At 45.6% G+C, this 24,563-nt stretch carries 25 protein-coding genes and 1 pseudogene; 11 read left to right on the forward strand and 15 right to left on the reverse strand.

Going from position 1 to position 24,563, the window contains the following annotated elements; all coding sequences use genetic code 11:
* Nucleotides 1–134: 134 nt before the first annotated feature.
* From yxdL to OVA33_RS05315, 3 genes and pseudogenes are all read left to right on the forward strand, one after another.
* Nucleotides 135–913 (forward strand): annotated as a pseudogene (gene yxdL, locus OVA33_RS05305) (ABC transporter ATP-binding protein YxdL).
* Nucleotides 888–2,756 (forward strand): ABC transporter permease YxdM, encoded by a 1,869-nt coding sequence (yxdM, locus tag OVA33_RS05310; RefSeq protein WP_128974152.1) that lies wholly within the window; start codon nt 888–890, stop codon nt 2,754–2,756. Before yxdL ends, yxdM begins: the two are co-directional and overlap by 26 nt.
* Before the next feature lie 13 nt (nt 2,757–2,769).
* Entirely contained in the window at nt 2,770–3,117 is a 348-nt protein-coding gene (locus tag OVA33_RS05315; protein ID WP_004393256.1) for a YxeA family protein, read from the forward strand.
* A 40-nt stretch (nt 3,118–3,157) separates the two neighbouring features.
* Here OVA33_RS05315 and OVA33_RS05320 read toward each other — a convergent pair whose 3' ends face one another.
* Complete coding sequence (locus tag OVA33_RS05320; protein WP_004393259.1) at nt 3,158–4,120, reverse strand: iron-hydroxamate ABC transporter substrate-binding protein; 963 nt, start codon at nt 4,118–4,120, stop codon at nt 3,158–3,160.
* 129 nt (nt 4,121–4,249) lie between these two features.
* Between OVA33_RS05320 and OVA33_RS05325 the strand changes: the two genes are divergently transcribed.
* Nucleotides 4,250–4,642, forward strand: coding sequence for a hypothetical protein (locus OVA33_RS05325; protein WP_007407824.1), 393 nt, complete (start codon nt 4,250–4,252; stop codon nt 4,640–4,642).
* Between the two features lie 50 nt (nt 4,643–4,692).
* On the opposite strand, the gene OVA33_RS05330 is transcribed toward OVA33_RS05325, so the two are convergent.
* Nucleotides 4,693–5,055: a hypothetical protein gene (locus OVA33_RS05330; protein ID WP_017418549.1), complete on the reverse strand. Its 363-nt coding sequence runs from the start codon at nt 5,053–5,055 to the stop codon at nt 4,693–4,695.
* 160 nt (nt 5,056–5,215) lie between these two features.
* Nucleotides 5,216–5,602: a hypothetical protein gene (locus OVA33_RS05335; protein ID WP_014419276.1), complete on the reverse strand. Its 387-nt coding sequence runs from the start codon at nt 5,600–5,602 to the stop codon at nt 5,216–5,218.
* A gap of 110 nt (nt 5,603–5,712) precedes the next feature.
* On the opposite strand from OVA33_RS05335, the gene OVA33_RS05340 reads away from it, so the two are divergent.
* From OVA33_RS05340 to yidA, 3 genes are all read left to right on the forward strand, one after another.
* Entirely contained in the window at nt 5,713–6,132 is a 420-nt protein-coding gene (locus OVA33_RS05340) for a lipocalin family protein (RefSeq protein WP_007407821.1), read from the forward strand.
* Nucleotides 6,122–6,646, forward strand: a complete 525-nt coding sequence (locus OVA33_RS05345; protein ID WP_063636552.1) for a hypothetical protein — start codon at nt 6,122–6,124, stop codon at nt 6,644–6,646. Before OVA33_RS05340 ends, OVA33_RS05345 begins: the two co-directional genes overlap by 11 nt.
* A gap of 68 nt (nt 6,647–6,714) precedes the next feature.
* A complete protein-coding gene (gene yidA, locus OVA33_RS05350; protein WP_014419274.1) occupies nt 6,715–7,527 on the forward strand; it encodes a sugar-phosphatase in 813 nt (270 codons plus the stop codon).
* Between the two features lie 1,015 nt (nt 7,528–8,542).
* Here yidA and OVA33_RS05355 read toward each other — a convergent pair.
* The 7 genes from OVA33_RS05355 to OVA33_RS05385 are packed head-to-tail and all read right to left on the reverse strand — an operon-like array spanning nt 8,543 to nt 12,847.
* Nucleotides 8,543–9,046, reverse strand: a complete 504-nt coding sequence (locus tag OVA33_RS05355) for a hypothetical protein (protein WP_017418551.1) — start codon at nt 9,044–9,046, stop codon at nt 8,543–8,545.
* Complete coding sequence (locus tag OVA33_RS05360) at nt 9,046–9,705, reverse strand: ATP-binding cassette domain-containing protein (protein WP_017418552.1); 660 nt, start codon at nt 9,703–9,705, stop codon at nt 9,046–9,048. The genes OVA33_RS05355 and OVA33_RS05360 overlap by 1 nt, the downstream gene beginning before the upstream one ends.
* Before the next feature lie 16 nt (nt 9,706–9,721).
* Nucleotides 9,722–10,540, reverse strand: coding sequence for a hypothetical protein (locus OVA33_RS05365; protein ID WP_017418553.1), 819 nt, complete (start codon nt 10,538–10,540; stop codon nt 9,722–9,724).
* A complete protein-coding gene (locus OVA33_RS05370; RefSeq protein ID WP_017418554.1) occupies nt 10,527–11,333 on the reverse strand; it encodes a hypothetical protein in 807 nt (268 codons plus the stop codon). The genes OVA33_RS05365 and OVA33_RS05370 overlap by 14 nt, the downstream gene beginning before the upstream one ends.
* Nucleotides 11,334–11,389: 56 nt before the next feature.
* Entirely contained in the window at nt 11,390–11,794 is a 405-nt protein-coding gene (locus OVA33_RS05375; RefSeq protein ID WP_017418555.1) for a hypothetical protein, read from the reverse strand.
* 32 nt (nt 11,795–11,826) lie between these two features.
* Nucleotides 11,827–12,234: a hypothetical protein gene (locus OVA33_RS05380; protein WP_017418556.1), complete on the reverse strand. Its 408-nt coding sequence runs from the start codon at nt 12,232–12,234 to the stop codon at nt 11,827–11,829.
* A gap of 34 nt (nt 12,235–12,268) precedes the next feature.
* Nucleotides 12,269–12,847 (reverse strand): hypothetical protein, encoded by a 579-nt coding sequence (locus OVA33_RS05385; protein ID WP_017418557.1) that lies wholly within the window; start codon nt 12,845–12,847, stop codon nt 12,269–12,271.
* 465 nt (nt 12,848–13,312) lie between these two features.
* Here OVA33_RS05385 and OVA33_RS05390 point away from each other — a divergent pair, with 465 nt between their 5' ends.
* The 4 genes from OVA33_RS05390 to OVA33_RS05405 all read left to right on the forward strand — a co-directional run bounded on the left by OVA33_RS05390 (nt 13,313) and on the right by OVA33_RS05405 (nt 17,616).
* Nucleotides 13,313–14,254: a DNA-binding transcriptional repressor DeoR gene (locus tag OVA33_RS05390; protein WP_007614813.1), complete on the forward strand. Its 942-nt coding sequence runs from the start codon at nt 13,313–13,315 to the stop codon at nt 14,252–14,254.
* Nucleotides 14,255–14,344: 90 nt separating this feature from the next.
* Complete coding sequence (gene deoC, locus OVA33_RS05395) at nt 14,345–15,013, forward strand: deoxyribose-phosphate aldolase (protein ID WP_015387489.1); 669 nt, start codon at nt 14,345–14,347, stop codon at nt 15,011–15,013.
* Between the two features lie 92 nt (nt 15,014–15,105).
* Nucleotides 15,106–16,287 carry a NupC/NupG family nucleoside CNT transporter gene (locus OVA33_RS05400; protein WP_063636550.1) on the forward strand — a complete coding sequence of 394 codons (1,182 nt, stop codon included), beginning with the start codon at nt 15,106–15,108 and terminating at the stop codon, nt 16,285–16,287.
* A 27-nt stretch (nt 16,288–16,314) separates the two neighbouring features.
* Nucleotides 16,315–17,616 carry a pyrimidine-nucleoside phosphorylase gene (locus tag OVA33_RS05405; RefSeq protein WP_017418559.1) on the forward strand — a complete coding sequence of 434 codons (1,302 nt, stop codon included), beginning with the start codon at nt 16,315–16,317 and terminating at the stop codon, nt 17,614–17,616.
* 38 nt (nt 17,617–17,654) lie between these two features.
* Here the strand turns inward: OVA33_RS05405 and OVA33_RS05410 are convergent, their stop codons facing one another.
* The 5 genes from OVA33_RS05410 to hutH all read right to left on the reverse strand — a co-directional run bounded on the left by OVA33_RS05410 (nt 17,655) and on the right by hutH (nt 24,553).
* Nucleotides 17,655–19,073 carry an amino acid permease gene (locus OVA33_RS05410; RefSeq protein ID WP_014419271.1) on the reverse strand — a complete coding sequence of 473 codons (1,419 nt, stop codon included), beginning with the start codon at nt 19,071–19,073 and terminating at the stop codon, nt 17,655–17,657.
* Nucleotides 19,074–19,143: 70 nt separating this feature from the next.
* Nucleotides 19,144–20,094: a formimidoylglutamase gene (gene hutG, locus OVA33_RS05415; RefSeq protein WP_017418560.1), complete on the reverse strand. Its 951-nt coding sequence runs from the start codon at nt 20,092–20,094 to the stop codon at nt 19,144–19,146.
* Entirely contained in the window at nt 20,087–21,352 is a 1,266-nt protein-coding gene (hutI, locus tag OVA33_RS05420; RefSeq protein WP_063636549.1) for an imidazolonepropionase, read from the reverse strand. The genes hutG and hutI overlap by 8 nt, the downstream gene beginning before the upstream one ends.
* A 1-nt stretch (nt 21,353) precedes the next feature.
* Nucleotides 21,354–23,018, reverse strand: coding sequence for a urocanate hydratase (gene hutU / locus OVA33_RS05425; RefSeq protein ID WP_063636548.1), 1,665 nt, complete (start codon nt 23,016–23,018; stop codon nt 21,354–21,356).
* Entirely contained in the window at nt 23,015–24,553 is a 1,539-nt protein-coding gene (gene hutH / locus OVA33_RS05430) for a histidine ammonia-lyase (RefSeq protein WP_025650027.1), read from the reverse strand. Before hutH ends, hutU begins: the two co-directional genes overlap by 4 nt.
* Between the last annotated feature and the right edge of the window lie 10 nt (nt 24,554–24,563).

Raw genomic sequence — 24,563 nt, forward strand, 5'->3', positions numbered from 1 at the left:
AGAAAACAACATAGCTCATTCTGTTTCCCCTTGATAACATGGATTTATGTCAAGGGGATTTTTTATGCTGAATGCCCCGGCACTACATGAAAGCAGCCCAGATCAACAAGAATAAAACCATAAGGAGGATTCTCATGGCGAATATGCTTGAAGTCAAACATATAAATAAAACCTAACCTATAAAGGACAAGTATCCTATCAAGCTTTAAAACAAATTTCATTTTCAATAGAAGAAGGCGGGTTCACGGCGGTGATGGGACCGTCCGGCTCCGGAAAAACAACACTTTTGAATATCATTTCAACGATCGACCGGCCGGATTCAGGCGATATCCTGATTCACGGAGAAAACCCGCACCGGCTGAAGCGGACAAAGCTCGCTCATTTCCGCCGCAAGCAGCTCGGATTTGTGTTTCAGGATTTCAACCTTCTGGACACGCTGACAATCGGTGAAAATATCATGCTGCCGTTAACGCTTGAAAAAGAAGCGCCGTCTGTCATGGAAGAAAAACTGCACGGCATCGCAAAAAAGCTCGGAATCGAAGACCTGCTCAATAAACGGACGTTTGAAGTATCCGGCGGACAGCGCCAGCGGGCCGCCATCGCAAGAGCGGTCATTCATAAGCCGTCACTTATTCTGGCTGATGAACCGACGGGAAACCTTGATTCCAAAGCGTCAAAAGATGTCATGGAAACGATGCAGAGCCTGAATCAGGATGATCATGTCACGGCTTTGATGGTGACCCACGATCCGGTTGCGGCAAGCTACTGCCGCCGCGTCATCTTTATAAAAGACGGCGAACTGTTTAATGAGATTTACCGCGGGGAAAACCGCCAAGTCTTTTATGAGCAGATTCTTGATGTGCTGTCTATGCTGGGGGGAAACGCAAATGACCTTTCTTCAGTTCGCTTATAAAAACGTCACGAGAAACAAAAGGGCCTATCTTGCATTCTTCTTGAGCAGCGCCTTTTCCGTTTTGATTTTCTTTACCTTTGCGATGTTCCTGTTTCATCCGGCACTAAAGGAAGGCTACCTGAATAACATCGCCAAAAAAGGCTTAACCGCCGCGGAATGGATGATCTTTGTTTTTTCTTTCATATTTGTTCTGTATTCGGTTAACGCATTTTTGAAATCGAGAAATAAAGAATTCGGTATTCTGCTGATGCAGGGTATTACGCCGGTGCAGCTGAGAAAGCTCATTACGGCGGAAAACATGATCATCGGCGTCATGTCGATCGCAGCCGGGATTATCGGAGGCTTCATTTTTTCGAAAACGTTCTTTACGGTCGGCGCTTATATTTTAGAAATGGACGCGCTGCCTCTGTACATGCCTTGGAAAGCGCTTGGCATTACGGCCGGCGGATTTCTGCTCTTATTTTTCCTTTTATCGCAGTTCACGATCCTTTTTGTCAGATCAAATACGGTGATCAAATTAATAAAGGGCACTGACAAGATCAAGCCGGAGCCGAAGCCGTCCGTGCTTCTGTCCTTATTCGGCATCGCCTGCCTGTGCGGCGGGTACGGCATGGTTCTGAAAGGCAATGTCCACGGGACCGAGCCGTTCATCATTTTACTGCTTACCGTCATCGGCACGTATTTCTTTTTCAGCCAAAGCAGCATCTGGATTCTGCGCGCGCTGAAGAAGTGGAAAACCTTTTATCTGCGCGGGAAAAATGTTATTTGGGTTTCTGACCTTGTCTATCGTTTAAAAGACAATGCCCGCCTGTTCTTTATCGTCAGTATTATTTCCGCGGTTGCCTTTACGGCGACGGGCGTGCTCGCGATGTACAAATCGACCGTCGGGGCGGAAGAGTCCGCCTATGAGATGGAGTATTTATCTTTCAGCAATAACCCGAAAGAACAGACTCATTTGAAAGATATTGACCATGAACTGAAAACACACGGCTTTACGTATAAGAAAGACAAAATAAATGTTTCCTATGTCCGCTATCAGGAAGGAGATACTGTTCCGCCTGTTTACATGATCAGCGAATCGGATGTGTCAACATACTTCCATGTCAAGCTGAACGGGCTGAAACATAATGAGGCTGTCTATTTCCCGGGCACGTATGACCGCAATTTCAAAAACGACGCGCCGGATCAGCTGAAGCTGCTGAACCAAAAAGGCAAGCCGTCTGACCAAAAACTGACGGTAAAAGAAGTCAAAAAACCGCTGATTTCACTGAATGCCATCATCGCGGTGAACGATCAAACCTTTGATCAGCTGAAATCACTCGGTGAGAAAGCGTCATTATACGGCTACAGCTATGATCATTGGAAAGACAGTCTTGGGATCAGCCAATCCTTGAAAAATGAGATTTACGGCAACTATATCGACGTGCATTCTGATTTTATGGCAAAAGCCGGGACGTACTATGATACGGTGCAGCTGCCGAGCCTGAGTTTATTCATCGGCCTGTTTATCGCGATCGTTTTCTTTGTCGCGGCAGCGAGTTTCTTATATTTCAGGCTGTTCACCGATTTAGATGAGGACCGGGAGCGCTACCGTTCATTGGCCAAAATCGGTCTGAGCGAGCGTGAAATGGCACAAAGCGTGACGATACAATTGGCGATTCTCTTTTTCTTTCCTTTCGTCATTGCCGTCATCCATACGCTGTTTGCTTTGAGAACATTGGCGGTGGAAGGCTATTCCGATGTAGCGGGGCCGCTCAGTCTGACCATCGGAGGGTTTTTCATCTTTCAGCTTCTGTTCTTCCTCGCGGTGCGGACAAGCTATTTGAAAAAAATGAACAAGTAAGGGGAGTGCACAGATGAAAAAAGCATTGGCAATCCTGGCCGTCTTGGCGGCCGCTGCCGTCATATACGGACTTCTCTTTTTTCATAATGATGTTACAGACAGATTTAATCCGTTTATTCACCAGCAAGATGTTTATGTACAGATTGATCGAGATGGCAAACATCTTAGCCCGGGCGGTACTGAGTATACATTAGACGGATATAACGCATCCGGGAAAAAAGAAGAAGTGACCTTTTTCGCCGGGAAAGACCTTCGGAAGAACGCGTATTTGAAGGTGAAGGCGAAAGGAAAGTATGTCGAGACCTGGGAAGAAGTCAGATTTGAAGATATGCCGGGCTCCGTACAGTCAAAATTAAAGTGAACATGAAAAACGGCACAGTGTCATGACTGTGCCGCTTTTTTTATTTTTTATTTTCTTCAGCCCGTTTGATCAGCATGTCGGTGATGATATCCATCTGTTTGCTGACGGCAATCGGGTCATACGGATAGAAGGTGTTGAAATCGTTGATAAAGACACGGTTGTTCTTTACGGCATCGAGATTTTTCCAAACGGATGACTCTTTCAGACGCTCAAATGTTTTGCTTTCTCCATTCGGATTGTAATCGGTAATGAACATATAATCAGCCGCATATTGAGGGATGACCTCTTGGGAAACCTGTTTCATGGCGCCCGTTTTCATGATGTCTTTTTCGATTTTGGCCGGTGCTTTCAATCCGAGCGCGTTATAAACGGCTTGGCCGCCGCGGCCGGAATTGTCATTGAAAATCCAGATTTCGCCTTTATCTGTCGTTTCATAAAGGCCGACTGTCTCGTCTTTGCCGATCACGTTTTTGAGGCGCTTTTGATCGGCTTCTGCCTTTTTGTTGAAGTCTGCCATAAAGCTTTTGGCTTTATCCTTCGCCCCGGCAATGTCACCGAATAGGCTGACCGTATCTTTCGTATTCTTTGCGGTGTTAAAAGGAATGACAATCGTCGGTGCGATTTTCGATAGTTTCTCGTATTGGTCATCCTTCATCAGCACGATTAAATCAGGCTTCAGCTGCATCACTTTCTCCACATTGACGGGATTGCCGATGTCCGTGGTGTTTTTCAGCTGTTTTTTGATAAACGGATTTTTGAAAGCCCATGAGCCCGCCCCGACGACATTTGCGTCAACGGACAGCAGCTCACCCGCATAAAAGTCAGTGACGATCCGTTTCGGATGTGCGGGTATGTCAATATTTCCTTTTGTTGATTCATATGTACGCATGTCTGTCTTTCCTTTGCCTGATGCCGATCCGTTGTTTTCCTTCGCGCCGCTGCAAGCGCTTAATGCGAAAACAAGCAGAAGTGCCAGGCCGATCAGCCATGATTGTTTCTTCATAATGATCCCCCTATTTTGGTGATAATGATTATCATTATTAATATAGCAGGAAGACGTCATTCCGTCTATGTTTTTTATAGAAAACCTTCCTTGATTATCCATGTTATAGTAGTAAAGGAGGAGGAATGAATGTTGATTACGAAAAGAGGGACTTGGTGGGAAGTGCTGCACAGCTGGTGGCTGCTGCTGACTTTCGCGCCGTTTGCGCTGACCGCTTTCTTGGCCTTTTTCTATATCGGCTACCGGGCCAAGAACAAAAAATGGCTGAAATACGGACTTATCTATTTTATTATTTTAGCAATTGCTTTTGTGCTGCCGAGCACGCCGGGCGTGTATATCGTGCTGCCTTTATGGGTCATCTCCATCATCCACGGGCTGAAAGTGCGGGCGGCTTATTTGATACAGCTTGATGTGTTTAAACAAAACGTCGAAGCAAGAGCGTTTGAAGCGGTAAGGCATGAGGCGGAAGCAAAATTCGGCGGAAAACCCGCTCATCGCATTGATCTGACAAAACAGAGATAAAAACAAATGACAAAGCCGGTATCTCGCGCTTTGTCATTTGCATGACCGGCCTATTGCTGGTATGAATGCTGCTGAAACGGTGTGTGATGCTGTGTTTGCGGGAATGAAGAAACATTAGCGTTTGTCATCGGTGCAGGCATGTGTCCGCTTACTTCCTGCTGAAGCTGATTGCACACATTCACGATTTGCTGGCATTTCTGAATGGCCGCTTCATGCCCCTGCAGCGCTTGCTGAATGGTATGAACGGCATGCTGTTCATGGTTAAGCATCTGCTGAAGCATTTGAATGTTTTGCTGTTCCTGCTGGAGCATTTGCTTGTACTGCTGACTGCTTTGCTGCGTCTGCTGAATAAGCTGCTGTGCTGTTTGGCGGCATTGCTGCAGCTGATTTCCGCTGTATTGGTTTTGATACATCATGAAGACCTCCTGGAGTGATTGATTTTACACATTTATCATGTGAAAGAATAGGAGAGGCATTCATGCAAGAAAAGGATTCAAATATTTACCTGTTATGTACAGAGCGGAATACAAGGCTCGGGATGGCCTGTCGAGCTTTGTATTCCGGCCCTTTTTCTCAGAAGCCGCCTTCTGTAGCGTGAAAAGGAATATTGAGTCTGTTTTCGACTGCGCGCAGGCGCTGATTCAAACGGTTTAAGCGGCGGGTATGGATTTCAATGGACTGGCTCAGCCGTCTGATCTGCTCATTCATACGCGTGATTTCCCGGTTTTGGCGCTGGTCTTCTTGTGAGAGGCGGGTGAGCTCTCTCGTTTGCTGGGCGTTTTGTCTTTCAAGCTGGGCGACTCTCCGTTCTAAAGCCGTCGGCTGCCGCTCTTCAGACTGAGGGGGCGCATAATAATAGCTTTCCTGCTGCTGATACGGCTCATACTCAACGCGGTTCACTTCGTATTCCTGCTGCTGAGGGAAATAGGCAGGCGGGGTGTAGTACTGATATGGGTTCATTCATCATTCTCCTTATCTAGTGAAGTCTTTATACACTATGTAGTCAATTGCACAGTGCCACGGCATCTGCCTAAGTTACAGGCGTAAAAAAGCTTCAAAGGAAGGTGATCATGTTGCGGAACATACGGATTTTCATCATGACGGTTCTTGTTTTCGGATGCGTCATGATAACAGGCTGCTCGCAAAAGAAAGCAGACGATACCCCTTTTTATTACGGGACATGGGATGCAGGGCTGAAACCGGGCCCGATGGACGGGGTCAGATCTGAAACCGTCACGTTTACGAAAGACAGCGTGCTGACAAAGCAGGTCATTCAGGGCCGCGGCGAGGTTGCCATGCCCTCAGATGTGTACAAGGTGATCTCACAAAACACGGACGGGACGATCGAGATTGAATACCTCGGACATCCGCACCCCGTCAAAAGCACGTTGAAAAGAGGAAAAAACGGTACGCTCATTTGGAAGATATACGGAGAAACAAAAACAATGACAAGAATAAAAACCGGCGGGGAGGATGCACATGAGAAATAAGGCTGCCGACAGACTCGTTTTGACGGGTGTCATCGTACATATCATTCAATGGTTTTCACTGTTATGGTTATTTTTTATGCTTTTTGATCAGTTCGGGCGTTTTACCATTTACAATCCCAATGTCGTCAACAGCAGCATGCAGTCTTTTTCATTCTTTGATATGATGCGCGCTCTTCTGTTTTCCGGCACGCTGCGGAATACGCTTCTGCTGTTTCTGTTTGCGGCAATGCTCATTTACTTGTGGGTGAACGCTCTGTTTATCCTGCTGGAAATCGTTTCTTATATCATGATCAGGCGGAACAGCCGTTCATTATGGGCATACTTTCCCGCAGCGATGGGAATAAAGCTTGCCCTTCTGGACATAGCGGCCGTCCCTTTCTTTGCGGCGGGGCTGATGCTCTTGAAGCAGAAAACAGACGACGGCGGCGAACAAGCTGACAAGGGGAAAAGACGGCCCCGCATCCGGAGGCAGGCCCGGTATACGAAGAGAAGGCGGAGAAACTTGTCCGTTTGATTTTTCATTGAAACGAAAAAACGATATGATGAAAGCATAAGAAGAAAAGGATACAAAGGAGATGCAGGATGTACAAGTTAATCGCAATAGATATGGACGGAACACTACTAAACGATCATCATGAAGTGACGGCTGAAGTCCGCGGGGCGCTTGATGCCGCCAAAGCGGAAGGGGTCAATATCGTCCTGTGCACGGGCCGGCCGATCGGCGGCGTGCGTCGGTATTTGGAAGAGCTGAACTTACAGGAAGAAGGCGACTTTGTGATTGCCTATAACGGCGCACTCGTCCAAAATACGTATACAAACGGTGTCGTGGCCGAGCAGTCATTAGGCTTTGAGGATTTGAAGTCGCTTTACGAGCTGAGCTTACAGCTGGATACTCCGATGCATTACTTTGACACAGCCAATCTGTACACGCCGAACCGGGATATCAGTGAATACACGGTATACGAATCATACATTACGAAAGTGCCGCTTCATTTCCGCACGATCGATGAAGTGCCGAAGGATATTCTGATTCCGAAAGTCATGTTCATTGACGATCCGGACAAGCTGGAGAAAGCGATCGCTTCCATTCCGGAATCATTCAAAGAAACATACACAATGGTCAAAAGTGCGCCATTCTTCCATGAGATTCTTCACCCGAAAGTCAGTAAAGGAAACGCGGTTAAGCTGCTGGCCGAAAAACTCGGCATTGAACAGAAAGACGTCATGGCAATCGGCGATAACGGCAACGACATGTCCATGATTCAGTGGGCCGGCTGCGGTGTGGCAATGGCCAATGCCATCCCGGAAGTAAGGGAGATTGCCGATTTTGAAACGAAATCAAATAACGAACACGGCGTGGCGCATGCGATTCAGGAGCTTGTGCTGAAAAAATAGGCACCCCATCAGAGGGTGCTTTTTTGAAAAAATTTTAAATCCTAATTAGAAATATTGTAGTAACATTAACCGAGAGGATAGTTAAAATATTAAAGTCAATTTAAGAAGTTATGATGATTAAACTCTTTAAAATTTGAAATAACTCTTCTTAGCTCAGTATTTTTAATCAATAGAATCCCCTATGATGTCTTTTTTGTTAAGGAATATAATGGAGGTAATCACACAAATAAAAATAATTATTATTTGTATCAACAAGGTGATCATAATAGAGGTAAAAGCATTTTGATGAAATAGGGGCTGTCTTAAAACCATACTAAGATTTCCTATAAAAACAAAGGAGTCTCTGAAAATAGACAGCACGTACCATGCAGTTATGATCAAAAAGGCATAAACTGGTTTCATCATTATTGATAGTGTTGTGAAGAGAAAAACTGCACAGAGTACACTTGAAAAATTCAACAAAATGATGAACCATGTTAATTGTAAATAAGGCATCTTTAAATCTGAAAAACTGAGTGTATGCAAAGCATATTCTGTATAATTTGTTGACTGGATCCCAAATAAAGAGCATAGAAAAAGTGTTGATAAAAACATTAGAGAGCAGTAAATCAACGTTATAATAAAAGTACAAGTATATTTACTGATGATAAGTAAATATACTTTGCGCATTCTAATTCTAGTAAATGAGCTGAAATTGATAATGTCTGTTCTTGCCCATGTATTCATAATAAAAATTAAGCTTAGTTGAATAAACAACCATAAAAAAGGGAATTTAAAAGAGTGTTGCTTCACAAGATCAATGGGTATACCTCCAATCCCAATTAGTAACGCATCTAAATACGAATAATAAGTATTTTGATCATATGATTTTAACAGAAGTACTGGGTACAACAAAAAAAACAACGTGACAATTAGCAAAATAATGAAGTTGTTTTTGATATGTTGAAAGCCAGTTTGCAGATCTCTTTTTATTAGTAAGATATAATCTTTCATCGAATTTCACTTCCATAAAGCCTTATTTGTAAACTGGGATTTTGAACAAATTTATAGTCATACCATCCCTAGAATTAATATTTAGTTGTAATGGTACAGTTTTATTCATATCATTATAGGTGAATTTAGCTTCACCTTTGATTGTTGTATAAGGAGGGATGGAATAAACCCTTTTTTTTGTGCGATTATCAATAAAGTCGATACTTTGCGTCATATCTTCCCCACGCATCAACCGATAAAATTCTGGATGGAATGTAGCATCTTTATTAGTGTCATTTTTAATAGTGAAAGGTATGGAAAATTTTGTTATTTTGTTCAGCATGTCATCTTCCACTACTTCAGTTTTTGCTTTACCGAATGCTTGTGTAAGGCCTAAGGCTTTTATTGGTGTATCAAGTTTAGTATTAACAATAGATAATTTGTAACCAGCATAGTTTTTATTAGTAGCACGGTATTGATAAATGCTATATGCAGTAACGAGAATCAAACAAATTAATACTAAAGCTAAATATAGTTTTTTCTTCATTAATTCACATTCCTCTCAGACTCCCGGATAATACGTCCACAATCAATATCAAAAATTTTATCTGATACTGCATTAAGTGTTTCAGAGTCGTGACTAGCAACTAATATGGTTTTTCCTTCAGCCTTTAATTTAAATAAAAGTTTTTCAACAACTTTTACAGCTTCCCGATCTAAAGCGTTTGTCGGTTCATCCAGCATTATAATTTGTTGATCTTCCATAATAGCTTGAGCAATTCCAAGGCGTTGCTTCATACCTAAGGAATACTTTTTATATTTTTTTTTATCATCAGGATTTAAGCCGACACTTTCAATAGCTTTCTTTATGTCATTATCGGAAATTTTTGATTGAATTTTTGAAAGTAGCTTTAAATTCTTAAAGCCGGTGTAATCAGGCACAAAACCAGGATACTCAATTAAAACGCCAATATTGTTAGGGAAATTTCCTTGCTTTGTCATATTAATTCCGTTTATTAAGATTTGCCCTTTAGTAGGGCGCATCAATCCCGATAGTACACGCAACAGCATAGTTTTACCAGATCCATTCCGTCCTTGAAATCCGTAAATTTTCCCTTGGTCTAATTCAAAAGAAATACTATCTAGTACCGTATTTCTTTTGAATGTTTTTACAATATCTTTAGCTTCTATGATTACTTTCGACATTTTTCGTCCTCCATTATTAGTTCTTCTTAACGTTGTTCTCGTCAATTTTCCCATTAGAATAATCTTTTTTGACCATTTGTACATATATTATAGAAAATAAAAGTAGTGTTCCGCCTGTAAACAGAAAGACTGTGGTCTCAAAAGATTCTGGTACTAACCATTGGTCTAAATTCAAAGATAAGTGATCATGTAAAATTGAAAATTCATAAAAGTTGCTCATCATACGATCCATAATAATTAAAGACATTACAGCGATAAAACTATATATGTAATTTGATAAAAACAAATATATAGCACTAACTGCAGCAGAAAAGAAAAAGAACACGAGCGTACTCGTAATAAAATAACGAGTAATCATCCATATCCCTGAAAAAGATGAGAGGTCTATTTGATCTCCATATCTTATATAAGGCGTTCCTGCTGTTGTGTCCCAATAATGTACAAAATTTCCGCACCAAATCCCACTAATAATGTAGCCGGAAAATAATAATAATAGTGTAAAACATAAGGAAATACCAAACAATCGAGCAATTAATGCTAAAAAAAGTTCTGAACGTGATCTATATCTAATGATACGAAATAGCGAAAAAAATGGTAAAACACCAATAGACACAAATAAAAGAAAAAGTGGACTGAGAGGAAAAGTAAATGTATATATTGAGAAAAATTGATCCATTGCGTCTGCGATACTAATCGTACCTTTTAGATCTTCAAGTCGTGCACTCTTAATTAAGAAAAGAATAGTCAGTATAAATAAGCAAAACCAACCCGATATCTTCCACTTATCCGAGCATAAATCAGTTATTAAGTTTTTCCATTCCCTAATCACGAACATATTTGCGAACTCCTAGTAGAAAAATTATTAAGCTTAAAAGCATCACTCCTATTAACTGGAAGCACATTGCAGACCAACTTGCTCCATTGGGTGCTTGTTGTTGTAAAAAACTAGAGGCTTGCATTTGATCTTGTCCTAACGTTGTGAATACAGTATTAAGAATAAACTGAAGTACGAATGGAGATAAAACAACAATAAACATATTGTGAAATAGCATACTTATACTCAGTGCAAAACTAGCCCAAACCCCGGAAAACAAACCAGTCAATAATATATAGAACAAAATGTGTAATAATGGGTGACTATAATAAAAATCAGGGAAAAATGTATAACCTGTTACTAATGGCATTTCATTATTGATAACACGATCAGGCGGAATATTAGGAAACTTCATGAAAGACAAATAAAGATTAAAAATTAGAGGCAGCGTTCCAGTAATAAAAGCTGCGGCAAAATTCAATCCAAATAAAGCCTTGAAGTATAAACTTGCTTTTTTCCTTATAAATAAAAAAGGTGTATAGCCAGTACGTTGATCACTTGCGAATAAATCTGCTAATGGAAGAGATACTATTACAGGTAAAAGGAACAGAAACAAGGTAGGGTAGTCTGAAATTCCACCAATCCCCATCCACTTGGTATAAGGTGTAAATGCTATTCCGCCATCTTTTTCAATTGATTCTTCTAAAAAAAGTTCATCTGTATAAAAATAAGCAACAGAACAAAATAAGCCGATTAAAATTGCGATATAAAATGACTTTCTATGTAATAGTCGGCGTAAAATTAGTTCTCCCATAAAATCCTCCTCTAAACAAGTAAATAGGTACTGAAATATCAGTACCTAAGAATTTATCAATAATCTGCGCTCCAATATCCATTAGAATGGCCGTTTCCGTCTTTTTTAGCAGCAATTGAAGCGATTACTGTTCCAGATCCTTTGTTATCTTCAAGGGCATAATTCGTCATTAATACTACGCCCTTTTTTCTTACTGTATAATTATGACCATGGGAAACATCATGCCCGTTTGCTTTAACCCAAGATGTATATGAAATATTTATATCCTTTACTTTTTGATAGACAGCGCTCGTAGTATATTTTTCAAGCTTACCAGTCTCATCGTATGGATTTCCTTTTAAAAACCCAAAATGATAACTTTTTGACGAACCTAATGTTGAAATTGCAAAAGCTTTGTTAATACCTACTAAAGTAAAGGTAAGCCCTATAATAAGAGTGAAAATAAAAAACTTTTTTTTCATGCTCTAACAGTTCCCTTCTGAATCACGTTTTATTACGAATATTTATCGTAGTCAGGACTCCATACTCCGTTAGAGTGCCCATTTCCATTTTTTTTAGCTGCAATAGAAGTGCTTACGGTTTCCGCCCACCAACTTCTATAATCTTCAACTGCATAGTTTGTCATTAATACTACGCCCTTTTTTCGTACTGTATAATTATGACCGTGGGAAGCATCATGCCCTTTGGCTTTAACCCAAGATGTATAAGCAATATTAACATCTTTTACATCTTGAAATACATAAGTTGTTCGGTATTTGTCACGTTCAGTCGTCTCATCATAAGGGTTTCCCTTCAAGAACCCAAAATGAAATTTAGTGTCTTTAAAGTTTCCATCTGGTGGGCTGGCCGCTAATAATTTGGCAGTACCTAAAGAAGTAAAACTAACCCCCAAAAGAAGCATAAATACAATTATTTTTTTTTCACCTAAGTCACCTCTATATTTTTTTTATATTAAAAATCTTGTCTGCCACACCGTAACAGTCATGATTTTCATTCAACCAAATAAACCGAAGAGAAACAACTGCTGATTTTCCTTTGAAAGATGGTAATTTGATTTGAAAATCCGCATCAGGTCCAGGATTTTTGTAAGTTTGTTTCCATGTAATTTCTTTCCCGTTTTCTCCACTTATCTTTCCAAGTATGTAATTTGGTGTAGGATGTTTTAATTCCTTAACCATTTCAATCTTATTATGTTTTGGGAGAGGGACAATATCTGTCTTTTTTCCTTTAAGTATTTTTTTAATATCAGCATCATTCTTCTCTACTTGTTTACTGTAAAAAGGACCATTCTTAAAATCAGATGACCAAAATATTTTTTTGAAATAAATATTTTTCGATTCAGAGTCTAACCAAAAGTCATTATTTTCGCTCTTAGGGTCTTTAGAGGTATCTGTTATTACAACTATTGGTTCTGATACCGAATCTGTAACCATCTTGACTTCATTATTTTTACCACAAGCAGAAATTATTAAGAGGGATGCTGTAAAAAATAGTGTAAGGATTATTTTCTTCACTAAAGAACACTTCCTCTTATTTAATCGAAAAATCTTCAATAAACTAATAATAAATATATTATTTTTACATGTAAACTAGTTTTTTCTATTTTTTTGAGTATTTATTCATATAGTTAATATAAAACATAGATCGCGAGATAAGTTGAAAAGCAAAGGACGACAGTCTTTCAAATGCGGTATACTTCAGGTATATATAAAATTAAAGTCGTTACCAGGAATATGAAAGTTTCTTAACGGGAGATTAAATTTCTATATTGGTTTAAATGAATAATCAAATTTTTATTCATATTCATTTTTAGAAAAATACCCTCTAAATTGAGCATGTTTTATTAATGAGTCTTAAATATCACCTTTGAAGTGGATTAACCCTCCGATAATGGAGCGTATACATTACTTTAATGTTAAAATAAATTGAAGTACTGTGATAATGAATAAATAATATTGATTCAAAACTGGAGGCGCGATATGGATCGTGAAAAACAGCAGCTCAGCATAGAAGCGGCAAAACTATATTATCAATCAGATTACAGCCAGCAGCAGATCGCCGAACGGCTTGATCTGTCACGCCCCACCGTTTCAAGGCTGCTTCAGTACGCAAAGGAAAAAGGGTATGTTCAAATTCGCGTCATGGACCCGTTTGAGGATCTGGACGAACTCGGCGCGAAGCTGGAAGAAAAATACGGGCTGCTTGAGGCGCACGTCGTCTTTTCTCCAAGCGACGATTACCAGGCCATTACACATTACTTAAGCCGCTATGGCGCAGACTATATGCATAAAACCGTAAAGGACGGCGATATACTCGGCGTAAGCTGGGGGACGACGATGTACCAGATCGCAAGCCGCATGGAGCCGAAGCAGGTAAAGAGCGTTGAAGTTGTGCAGCTGAAAGGCGGCATCAGTCATTCCAATGTCAATACGTATTCGTCAGAAACGATTCAGCTGTTCGCCGAAGCATTTCAGACCATGCCGAGGTATTTGCCGCTGCCGGTTATATTTGACAGCGCCGATGTGAAACAGATGGTCGAGCGGGACAGACATATTAAGCGGATCATTGAAATGGGCAGACAAGCCAATATCGCCCTGTTTACGGTCGGAACTGTCCGGGATGAGGCGCTGCTTTTCAGACTCGGCTATTTCCGGGAAGAAGAGAAACAATTGCTGAAAGCGCACGGGGTCGGCGATATTTGTTCGCGCTTTTTTGACGAGGAAGGCAGGATTTGCAGCAGCAGCATTAACGGCCGGACGATCGGAGTCGAGCTCAGCGACTTGAAAATGAAAGAGCGTTCGATTCTGGTGGCGGGCGGCAGCAGAAAATGCAAGGCCATTCACGGTGCCCTCAAAGGAAAGTACGCCAACGTTTTGATTACCGATCAGCATACGGCCAAAAAACTCATTCAAGAATTGTGACAATTCATGAACATAATTTCAATTACCAATTTACATATGTTCAAAATTCGGTTATTCTAAACGTATCCTAGGAAAAAGGAAGTGCATACAATGTCAATTGCAAGTCAAATAGACCATACTGCTTTGAAACCGCATACACAAAAAGCGGATATTTTACAACTGATAAAAGAAGCAAAAGAATATAAATTCGCTTCCGTTTGTGTAAACCCGACTTGGGTCAAACTCGCAGCGGAGGAACTGAAGGGCACGGGAGTTGACGTTTGCACCGTTATCGGATTTCCTCTCGGCGCAACGACATCGGAAACAAAAGCATTTGAAACGAAGGATGCCATCTCAAAAGGAGCCACTGAGGTTGACATGGTCATCAATATCGGCGCATTAAAAGACGGCGATGATGGAGCGGTTGAAGCTGATATCCGCGCGGTAGTTGAAGCAGCTGATAAAAAAGCGCTCGTCAAAGTGATCATCGAAACATGCCTTTTGACAGATGAAGAAAAAGAGCGCGCGTGCCGCTTAGCGGTATCAGCAGGCGCCGATTTCGTCAAAACGTCTACCGGTTTTTCTACAGGCGGGGCAACGGCTGAAGATATCGCTCTTATGAGAAAAACAGTCGGACCGGACATCGGGGTCAAAGCATCAGGCGGCATCAGAACAAAAGCTGATGTTGACAGCATGATCGCTGCGGGCGCGAGCCGGATCGGCGCAAGTGCGGGCGTCTCTATCGTGAGCGGCGGAGACAGCGGCAGCAGCGACTATTAATCAGCAGTGCGGAAGCTGAAAGCTTCCGCCATCCTCTTTCTTTGTTGATGCATAAAAAATTGTAAGCGAATACAAATAAAAGGAGAACACATATGAAGTATCTCATCGGAATTATCGGAATCATTGTGTTTTTAGGTCTTGCCTGGCTTGCCAGCAACGGCAAAAAAAGAATCAGAATCCGGCCGATCGCCGTCATGCTCGTGCTGCAGCTGATTCTCGGTTATATTCTCCTCAACACCGGTATCGGGAATTTTCTTGTCGGCGGTTTTGCAAAAGGATTTAACTACTTGCTGGAATATGCATCAGAAGGGATTAACTTTGTATTCGGCGGGCTTGTGAATGCGAAACAGACGACGTTCTTCATGAGCGTGCTTCTGCCGATCGTCTTTATATCCGCTTTAATCGGAATTCTGCAGCATTGGAAGGTCCTCCCCTTCATCACGAAGTATATCGGTCTTGCGTTAAGCAAGGTGAACGGAATGGGGAAAATCGAATCTTACAACGCTGTCGCATCCGCGATTTTAGGGCAATCAGAAGTCTTTATCAGTTTGAAAAAACAGCTCGGTTATCTTACTGAACAGCGCTTATATACGCTTTGTGCGTCCGCAATGTCGACGGTCTCAATGTCGATCGTCGGTTCTTACATGATGATGCTGAAGCCTGAATACGTCGTGACGGCGCTTGTGCTGAACTTATTCGGCGGATTTATCATCGCTTCTATCATCAACCCGTACACCGTCAGCAAAGAAGAGGATTTGATCGTCGTTCCTGAAGAAGAAAAGCAATCCTTTTTTGAAGTGCTCGGTGAGTATATAATGGATGGATTCAGAGTCGCCGTCGTCGTAGCGGCGATGCTGATCGGATTTGTCGCACTCATTGCCCTGATCAACGGCGTTTTTAACGCGGTCTTCGGCATTACATTCCAGGCGCTGCTCGGATATGTATTCGCGCCGTTTGCGTTTTTAACCGGTATTCCGTGGAATGAAGCGGTGAGCGCCGGAAGCATTATGGCGACGAAAATGGTATCGAATGAATTTGTGGCGATGCAGACACTCTCATCCGGCGATTTCCATTTCAGTGCGCATACACAGGCAGTGGTATCTGTATTCCTTGTCTCATTCGCGAATTTCTCCTCTATCGGAATCATTACCGGTGCGGTGAAAGGGCTGCATGAAAAACAAGGAAACGTCGTCGCGCGGTTCGGGCTGAAGCTGCTGTACGGCGCAACACTCGTCAGCTTCTTGACAGCGGCGATCGTCGGATTGATTCACTGAACATAAATGAAGGACAGGTGATAGATCATGAGAATGGTAGATCTTATTGTAAAAAAACAAAATGGAAGAGAACTGACAACAGAAGAAATTCAATTTTTCGTAAAAGGATACACGGACGGAAGCATCCCTGATTATCAGGCAAGCGCGCTGGCTATGGCGATTTACTTTCAGGATATGACAGATCAGGAGCGCGCAGATCTGACAATGGCGATGGTGAATTCAGGGGAAACGATTGATCTCTCCGCCATTGAAGGCATTAAGGTCGACAAGCACTCTACGGGCGGGGTCGGCGACACGACAACTCTCGTACTCGCACCGCTCGTCGCGGCGCTCGGCGTTCCCGTTGCTAAAATGTCCGGCCGCGGTCTTGGCCATACGGGGGGGACCATTGATAAGCTGGAAGCGATCGAAGGCTTCCATGTGGAATTGTCAAAAGATGAATTCATCAAGCTTGTGAATCGCGACAAGGTAGCCGTCATCGGACAAAGCGGCAATTTGACGCCTGCCGATAAAAAGCTGTATGCGCTGCGTGATGTAACGGGTACGGTGAACTCCATCCCGCTGATCGCAAGCTCAATTATGAGTAAAAAAATCGCCGCCGGAGCAGATGCCATCGTGCTTGACGTCAAAACGGGGGCCGGCGCGTTTATGAAAACGGATGAAGATGCCGTGAACCTCGCCAAAGCAATGGTCCGCATCGGAAACAACGTCGGCCGCCAGACGATGGCCGTGATTTCTGACATGTCGCAGCCGCTCGGTTTTGCGATCGGGAATGCCCTGGAAGTACAAGAAGCCATTGATACGTTAAGAGGGGAAGGGCCTGAAGACTTAAACGAACTCGTCCTCACGCTCGGCAGCCAAATGGTCGTATTGGCGAAAAAAGCTGAGACATTGGAAGAAGCGAGAACGAAGCTTCAGGAAGTCATGAAAAACGGCAAAGCGCTTGAAAAGTTCAAAGAGTTCCTGAGCAATCAGGGAGGAGACGCTTCTGTCGTTGACGATCCGTCCAAACTTCCGCAGGCGGCGTACAAAATTGACGTTCCGGCGAAAGAAGCGGGTGTCGTTTCAGAAATCGTCGCTGACGAAATCGGCGTCGCAGCGATGCTGTTGGGCGCGGGACGTGCGACAAAAGAGGACGAAATCGATCTTGCCGTCGGCATTATGCTCCGCAAAAAAGTCGGTGACAACGTCGAAAAAGGCGAGCCGCTCGTCACCCTTTACGCCAACCGCGAAAACGTTGACGACGTGACCGCCAAAGTCTATGACAACATCCGCATCTCAGAAAAAGCGGAAGCGCCGAAACTGATTCATACGCTGATTACGGAATAAGAGAAGAAAGGCACATACCTCATCAGTATGTGCCTTTTTTATGGCATGGTTTTATCCAAATGAATGTCACGGACGGATTGTTTCGGCTGTTTCTTTCTCAAAAAACGAATGAGATAGCACAGGATCATACAAGGAATTCCGCAGAAGAGGGCGATTCTTTGATTGGGATCAAATGCAAGGCCTACGCATGAAGCGAAACATAAGATCACAGCGGCGATCGGAACGAGAGGGTATAACGGTGTGCGGAAGGTCAGATCCGAGACGCGTCCGCCATTTTTCACATAATGTTTTCGAAATAACAGCTGAGACAGGGCGATACTCATCCACACCACGACGCCGGCAAATCCGGCTATTGCCACGAGCACCACGTAGACCGTGCCCGGGGCGGCGATGCTTGAGATCAAGGATATGCAGGAAACGGCCATGCTGGCGAGCAGGGCATTCAGCGGAATGCCTTTCGGCGTGACTTTTTTGAACCGGGCGCTGATCATGTTTTCATTCGCCAGAGACCACAGCATCCGGGTGGAAGCATACAGTCCGGAGTTGGCGACCGAAAGCAAAGCCGTTAAAATCACGAAATTCATGATATCTGCGGCGTATGGGATACCGATTTGGGAAAAGACCGCGACAAACGGACTTTCAATCACACCGGCTTCCCTCCAGGAGATCAGTCCGGACAGCACAAAAATGGCGCCGATAAAAAAGATGACCGTTCTCCAGGCGACATTTCGGATCGAACGCGGAATATCTTTTGCCGGATTGGCGGTTTCACCCGCGGTAATTCCGATCAGCTCCGTCCCTGAAAAGGCGAAACTTACGGAAATCATTGCGATGAAAACCGCAAGAAAGCCGTTCGGAAACAGTCCGCCGTGTGAGGTGAAATTCGACAGCATCGGAGCTTCACCCGAACCGTGCAATGAAATCAAACCGAACATCGCGGCGCCGCCTAAGATGATAAATAAAAGGATGGTAACGATTTTGACGCTGGAAAACCAAAACTCCGTTTCTGCAAACAATTTAACGGAGAATGCATTGGCGGCAAAAAGGAGAGCCGCGAAAATCGCGCTCCACATCCAGACGCTGCTGTGGGGAAACCAGCGCTGCATGAGGATACCGGAAGCTGTAAACTCCGATCCCACCGTCACCACCCAATTCACCCAATACATGATACCGACCATAAAACCCGTGGACGGCCCGATAAACGTTGTCGCATACGTTTGAAATGAACCGGTCACAGGCATGGCTACTGACAATTCTCCGAGACACTGCATGACAAGATACATCATCAAGCCGCCGATTAAGTAGGCGGCGATCGTCCCGCCCGGCCCGGCCTGGCTCAATGTATACCCTGTGCTCAAAAACAGCCCCGTGCCGATGACCCCTCCCAATGAAATCATAAATAAGTGCCTGCTTTTCATCGTGCGCTTTAGTTGATTGCCGCCTTGATCAACATCCATCGTGATCTCCCCCTTTTTGCGTGGCGTGAGAATCTTCCGGCAGCCGAGAGCACGCGTGCCGGATTTGACTTTAACGTGACAATTTAAATCCCTTTAATGCATGTAAAATGACATGTGCGGCTGCCCGGCTTGTCATATCGCGAAAATCAAGTGTCGGATCAACCTCAACGATCTCAATACCCGAGATGTCAGCCTCTTGGGCTAAAAACCTGACCGCCTGAAGCAGTTCTTCGGTATACAGACCTCCGGGGCCGATCGCAGGACAGCCGGGCGCATGAGCTTGATCCAGCACATCCATATCAACCGAAATAAAAATGGCGTCGGCTCTTTTTTGAACGGCCGGCAAGACCTCTTGTATCGTTCGGAGGAGCCCTTTCTCCCGGATCATCTCCATTGTATGCACGTCTGCCTGCCGCTCTTTTACATATTGTTCATATGCCAAGCTGTTGCTGAACTCCCTGATTCCAAGCTGAATCAGGTTTTGTCCGCTTATGATATTTTCATCTAACAGCCGGCGGAATGGCGTGCCGTTTGTCGGCCCTCCGTCTTCTGTGTTGCGGACGTCGTGGTGGGCGTCGAATTGAAAGACGGCTGTTGTTCCTTTCGTTTCCGCAATGGCTTTAATGGTGGAATAACTGATGGAGTTGTCGCCGCCGAGAATGACGGGCACCCAGTCAGGCTGGTCCGTCAGAATGTCATGAATGGTCCGATAAATGTGTTCGTGAGATGTGACGACATCCGTGACGTGAATCTGAATATCGCCGATATCGTACAGATGGTCAATGACATGCTCCCGCAGCTCTGCGGAATATGCGGAAATGCCGCCGAGCGCCCGGCGGATCGCACCGGGTGCAAAGCAGGCGCCGGAATGGCTGATTGACGACTTAGAAAGCGGAACGCCGATCAAAGCCGGCCCTTTGATCGTTTGTCCCGCCCACGCTTCCGTCACATCGCCGATCCTTGTCACATGGCGGTCGTTGAAGAGAGAGCCGGCTTTTTGCAGAAACGGATACTTATCCAAGAGCGGCTCCCTCCCTTGAAACGACCGTCTTTCCGTTCTTGATGACACGGCGGACATGATTGACGCCGTAATGATACGGGATATACATGTAATTCGGCGCTTCCCAAATGACAATGTCAGCCGCCCGTCCGGCTTTAATTTGTCCGGCCTCTTCGCCTTTTCCGATCGCATACGCGGCATTAACGGTGACAGCATGCCAGATTTCTTCTGCGGTCATTTTTAAATGAAGCGCGGCAATCGACATGATGAGCTGGAGATTTTCCGTCGGTGAGCTGCCCGGGTTGAAGTCAGTCGCCAAACTGACCCGTACGCCCGCATCAATCATCTTCCGGGCTCTCGCATAAGTGTGTTTGCCGAGATAGAAAGTCGTGCCCGGCAGCAGGACGGCGATCGTTCCGGACTCCGCTAGCTTTTCGATGCCTTCGTCAGACGCCCCCACCAAATGATCGGCAGAAACAGCATGCAGTTCTGCCGCCAATTCCGCGCCGCCGAGCGGGTCAATCTCATCAGCATGGATTTTCAGGCCGAAACCAGCTTCAGACGCCTTTTTCAGGTAGTCCCTCGACTGGCTGACGGTAAAGACGCCTGTTTCTGTGAAAATATCGGCAAATTGCGCGAGGCCTTTTTCTTTTATTTCAGGCAAAAGCCGCAGCATGCGATTCAGAAATTCGTCAGGGCTGTTCCGGTACTCAGGCGGAATGGCGTGTGCCCCCATAAAGGTCGTGACAAGGTCGACCGGCTGGCGCCCGCCCAGTTTTTTCGCTGCGGTCAGCTGTTTCAGCTCCGTGTCTTTGTCGAGTCCGTACCCGCTTTTTACTTCCGCGGTCGTGATGCCGTATGACAGCATGCGTCCGAGGTGAAAAAGCCCTTTTTCAATCAGTTCTTCTTCGGAGGCGGCTTTCGTGTCTTTGACCGTTGACAAAATACCGCCGCCTTGCGCCAGAATATCCAAATAGGACATGCCCTGAATTTTTAAATTCAGTTCTTTTTCCCGGGACCCTCCGAATACAAGATGGGTATGGGGATCGACGAGGCCGGGGGTGACGAGCCGTCCCCCGCAGTCGATGATGTCTCGTGCCTCGTATCCTTCCTCCGCTCCTTGATGTCCGGCAAAAACAATGCGCCCGTCGTGAATGCCGATGACGGCATCTTCCGTGACATGAAGATCCTGCATGCTTCCGCCTGATCGGGGGCCGCCGGATTCCATCGTCAGCAGCTGGCCGATGTTGGTGAGTATGGTATCTATTTGTTTCGGCATGTTACCGCTCCTTTTTCATCGGTATCATAATGTCTTGTTCCTCGGCGACTTGAGCCGCTTTTTCATAACCTGCGTCCGCATGGCGGATGATGCCCATTCCCGGATCGCTTGTCAGAACGCGGGAAAGCCGTTGTTCCGCAAGCAGGCTGCCGTCGGCGACCGCGACCATTCCCGCGTGAAGGGAATACCCCATGCCGACGCCCCCGCCGTGGTGAAAAGAAACCCAGCTTGCGCCTGAGGCCGTGTTGATCAGCGCGTTCAGCACCGCCCAATCGCCGACCGCGTCGCTTCCGTCTTTCATCGCTTCTGTTTCCCGATTCGGAGAGGCGACAGATCCGCAGTCTAAATGGTCTCTTCCGATGACGATCGGGGCTTTCAGCTCGCCGTTTCTGACCAATTCATTGATGGCGAGCCCCATCTTTTCCCGTTCACCGTAGCCGAGCCAGCAAATACGGGACGGCAGGCCTTGGAATGTGACTTTTTTCTGTGCCATGTCAATCCAGCGGTGAAGGGCTTGATTTTCTGGAAACAGCTCTTTTAATAAAGCGTCCGTGCGGTATATATCTTCGGGGTCTCCCGACAGCGCAGCCCAGCGGAACGGCCCTTTTCCTTCACAAAATAACGGCCGGATGTAGGCGGGAACGAATCCCGGAAAATCAAAAGCATCGGCGAGACCCTCATCTTTGGCAGCCTGGCGGATATTGTTGCCGTAATCGAAGACGATAGCCCCTTTTTTCTTGAAGGCAAGCATGGCTTCCACGTGCTTTTTCATACTTTGCTTGGATAGCCTTACGTATAAATCGGGCTGATCCCGGCGCAGACGCCCGGCCTCTTCAAGTGAGTATCCTGCCGGAATATAGCCGATCAGCGGGTCGTGAGCGGAAGTCTGATCGGTCACGATGTCAATATGGACGCCGCGGTTCAAAAGCTCATGATGCACCTCAGCCGCATTGCCGAGAAGGCCGATCGATAAAGGTTCTCCGGCTTGTCTGGCTGCTTCGGCCCAGCGCAGCGCTTCGTCAATTGATGCGGTTTTACGGTCGCAATAGTTTGTTTCCATCCGTTTATCAATCCGTGTTTCATCCGCTTCAACGGCGATGACCACGCCATCATTCATCGTGACGGACAGCGGCTGGGCGCCTCCCATTCCGCCAAGACCGGCCGTCAGCGTAAGGGTTCCTTTCAGACTGCCGCCGAAATGCTGTCTCGCAAGCTCCGCAAAGGTTTCATAGGTGCCTTGCAAAATACCTTGTGAGCCGATATAAATCCAGCTGCCGGCCGTCATCTGCCCGTACATCATCAGCCCTTTTTTCTCAAGGTCATGGAAATGCCCCCAATCCGCCCATTTCGGCACGAGAACCGAATTAGCCAGCAGGACGCGGGGCGCGCGGCTGTGCGTGCGGAACAGTCCGACCGGTTTTCCGGATTGGATCAGCAGTGTTTCATCATCTTTTAACGTTTTGAGGGAGCGCTCAATCGCGTGAAAAGCATCCCAGTTTCGCGCGGCCTTGCCTATGCCGCCGTATACGATCAAATCCTCCGGCTTTTCGGCAACCTCCGGGTCAAGGTTGTTTCGGAGCATGCGGAGCACGGCTTCCTGCTCCCATCCTAAGCATTCAAGTTCGGTGCCACGGCCGGCGCGGATTGATTTCTTTACATCAGTCATCTTGTCAGTCCCCCTTCATTGGTCATCAGTTTTTGGTGATGCTCATTCGGCAGAAAAGACTCCTTCTTCAGCCAGTCACTCAGATGCTCGATGTCATAAGAAAACACGCGGTCTTCTTGTATGGACGGCACGATGTTTCTCATTTCAAGATAGAGCTGTTTTGTGTACGAAGCGCAATGTTCCGCACCCCGGTATTCCACGGCCTGCAGCGCGCAAATGGCTTCAACGGCAAGCACCCGCCTCGTATTCGCAATGATCTGGTAGGCGTGCCTTGAGGCGATGGTTCCCATGCTGACGTGATCCTCCTGGTTTGCCGATGAAGGAATGGAATCGACACTGGCGGGATGGGCCAGGGTTTTATTTTCTGACACGAGGGAGGCCGCCGCATATTGCATGATCATCGCTCCGGATTGTAAGCCGGGCTGAGGGCTCAGAAAGGGCGGCAGGTCATTCAGCTGCGGATTCACAAGCCGTTCGATACGGCGTTCAGAAATATTCGCAAGTTCGGCCGCCGCCACTTTGAGAAAATCCATGGCAAAGGCGATCGGCTGTCCGTGAAAGTTTCCGCCTGAGATGATTTTGGCGCCGTCTTCGAAAATGAGCGGGTTATCTGTCGCGGCATTCATCTCAATTTCTAATTTTTCTTTTACATACGCTAATGTCTGCCATGATGCGCCGTGGACCTGAGGGATACAGCGGATCGAATAGGCGTCCTGGACACGCAGCTCCCCTTGGACGGTCGTCAGCTTGCTGTCTGACAAGTAATAGCGGATTCGCTCTGCGACATCCATCTGTTCCTGATATCCGCGGGCGGCATGAATGTCCTCGTCAAACGCATCGATAATGCCCTGAAGGCCTTCGATCGTTAAGCTCGCGATCCGTTCCGACTGATAGGCCAGCTTTTCGGCCTCGAGATAAGCGATCAGCCCCATCGCGGTCATGGCCTGCGTTCCGTTGATCAGCGCGAGCCCTTCTTTAGAGGTCAGGACGGCCGGCTGAAGGTTTGTCTTTTCTAAAGCATGAGCTGTCGGCATCCGGGCCCCTTCGTAAAAGACTTCGCCTTGCCCGATAAGCGCCAGTGCGAGATGAGAAAGCGGCGCCAAATCTCCGCTCGCCCCCAGTGACCCTTGCTGCGGGATGACCGGGTGAATGCGATGATTGAGGTACGCGAGCAGTTGATCAATCAGCTCAGTCCGCACGCCGGAAAAGCCTTTCAGCAGGGCATTGGCTCGCAAAAGCAGCATGGCCCGCGATACAGATTCCGGAAACGGATCACCGACGCCGCACGCGTGAGAAAGAATCAGATTCAGCTGCAGATCCGCGGCGTCTTCTTTTTGAATCAGCACATCGCTGAACTTGCCGAATCCCGTCGTAATCCCGTAAATGGTCTTCTCTTCCTGAACGATCCGTTTAACCGCCGCCTTGCTTTTTTTCACACGTTCCATGCTTTCGGCAGATGCCTGAACCTCTTCAAAATCAAACAGCACACGCTGGGCATCTGCGGTTGTCAGTGAGGAACCGTCTAACGTCTCCATCATTTCAACC

The sequence above is a fragment of the Bacillus sp. KICET-1 genome (genome assembly GCF_027721405.1).
Taxonomy (GTDB): Bacteria; Bacillota; Bacilli; order Bacillales; family Bacillaceae; genus Bacillus; species Bacillus velezensis.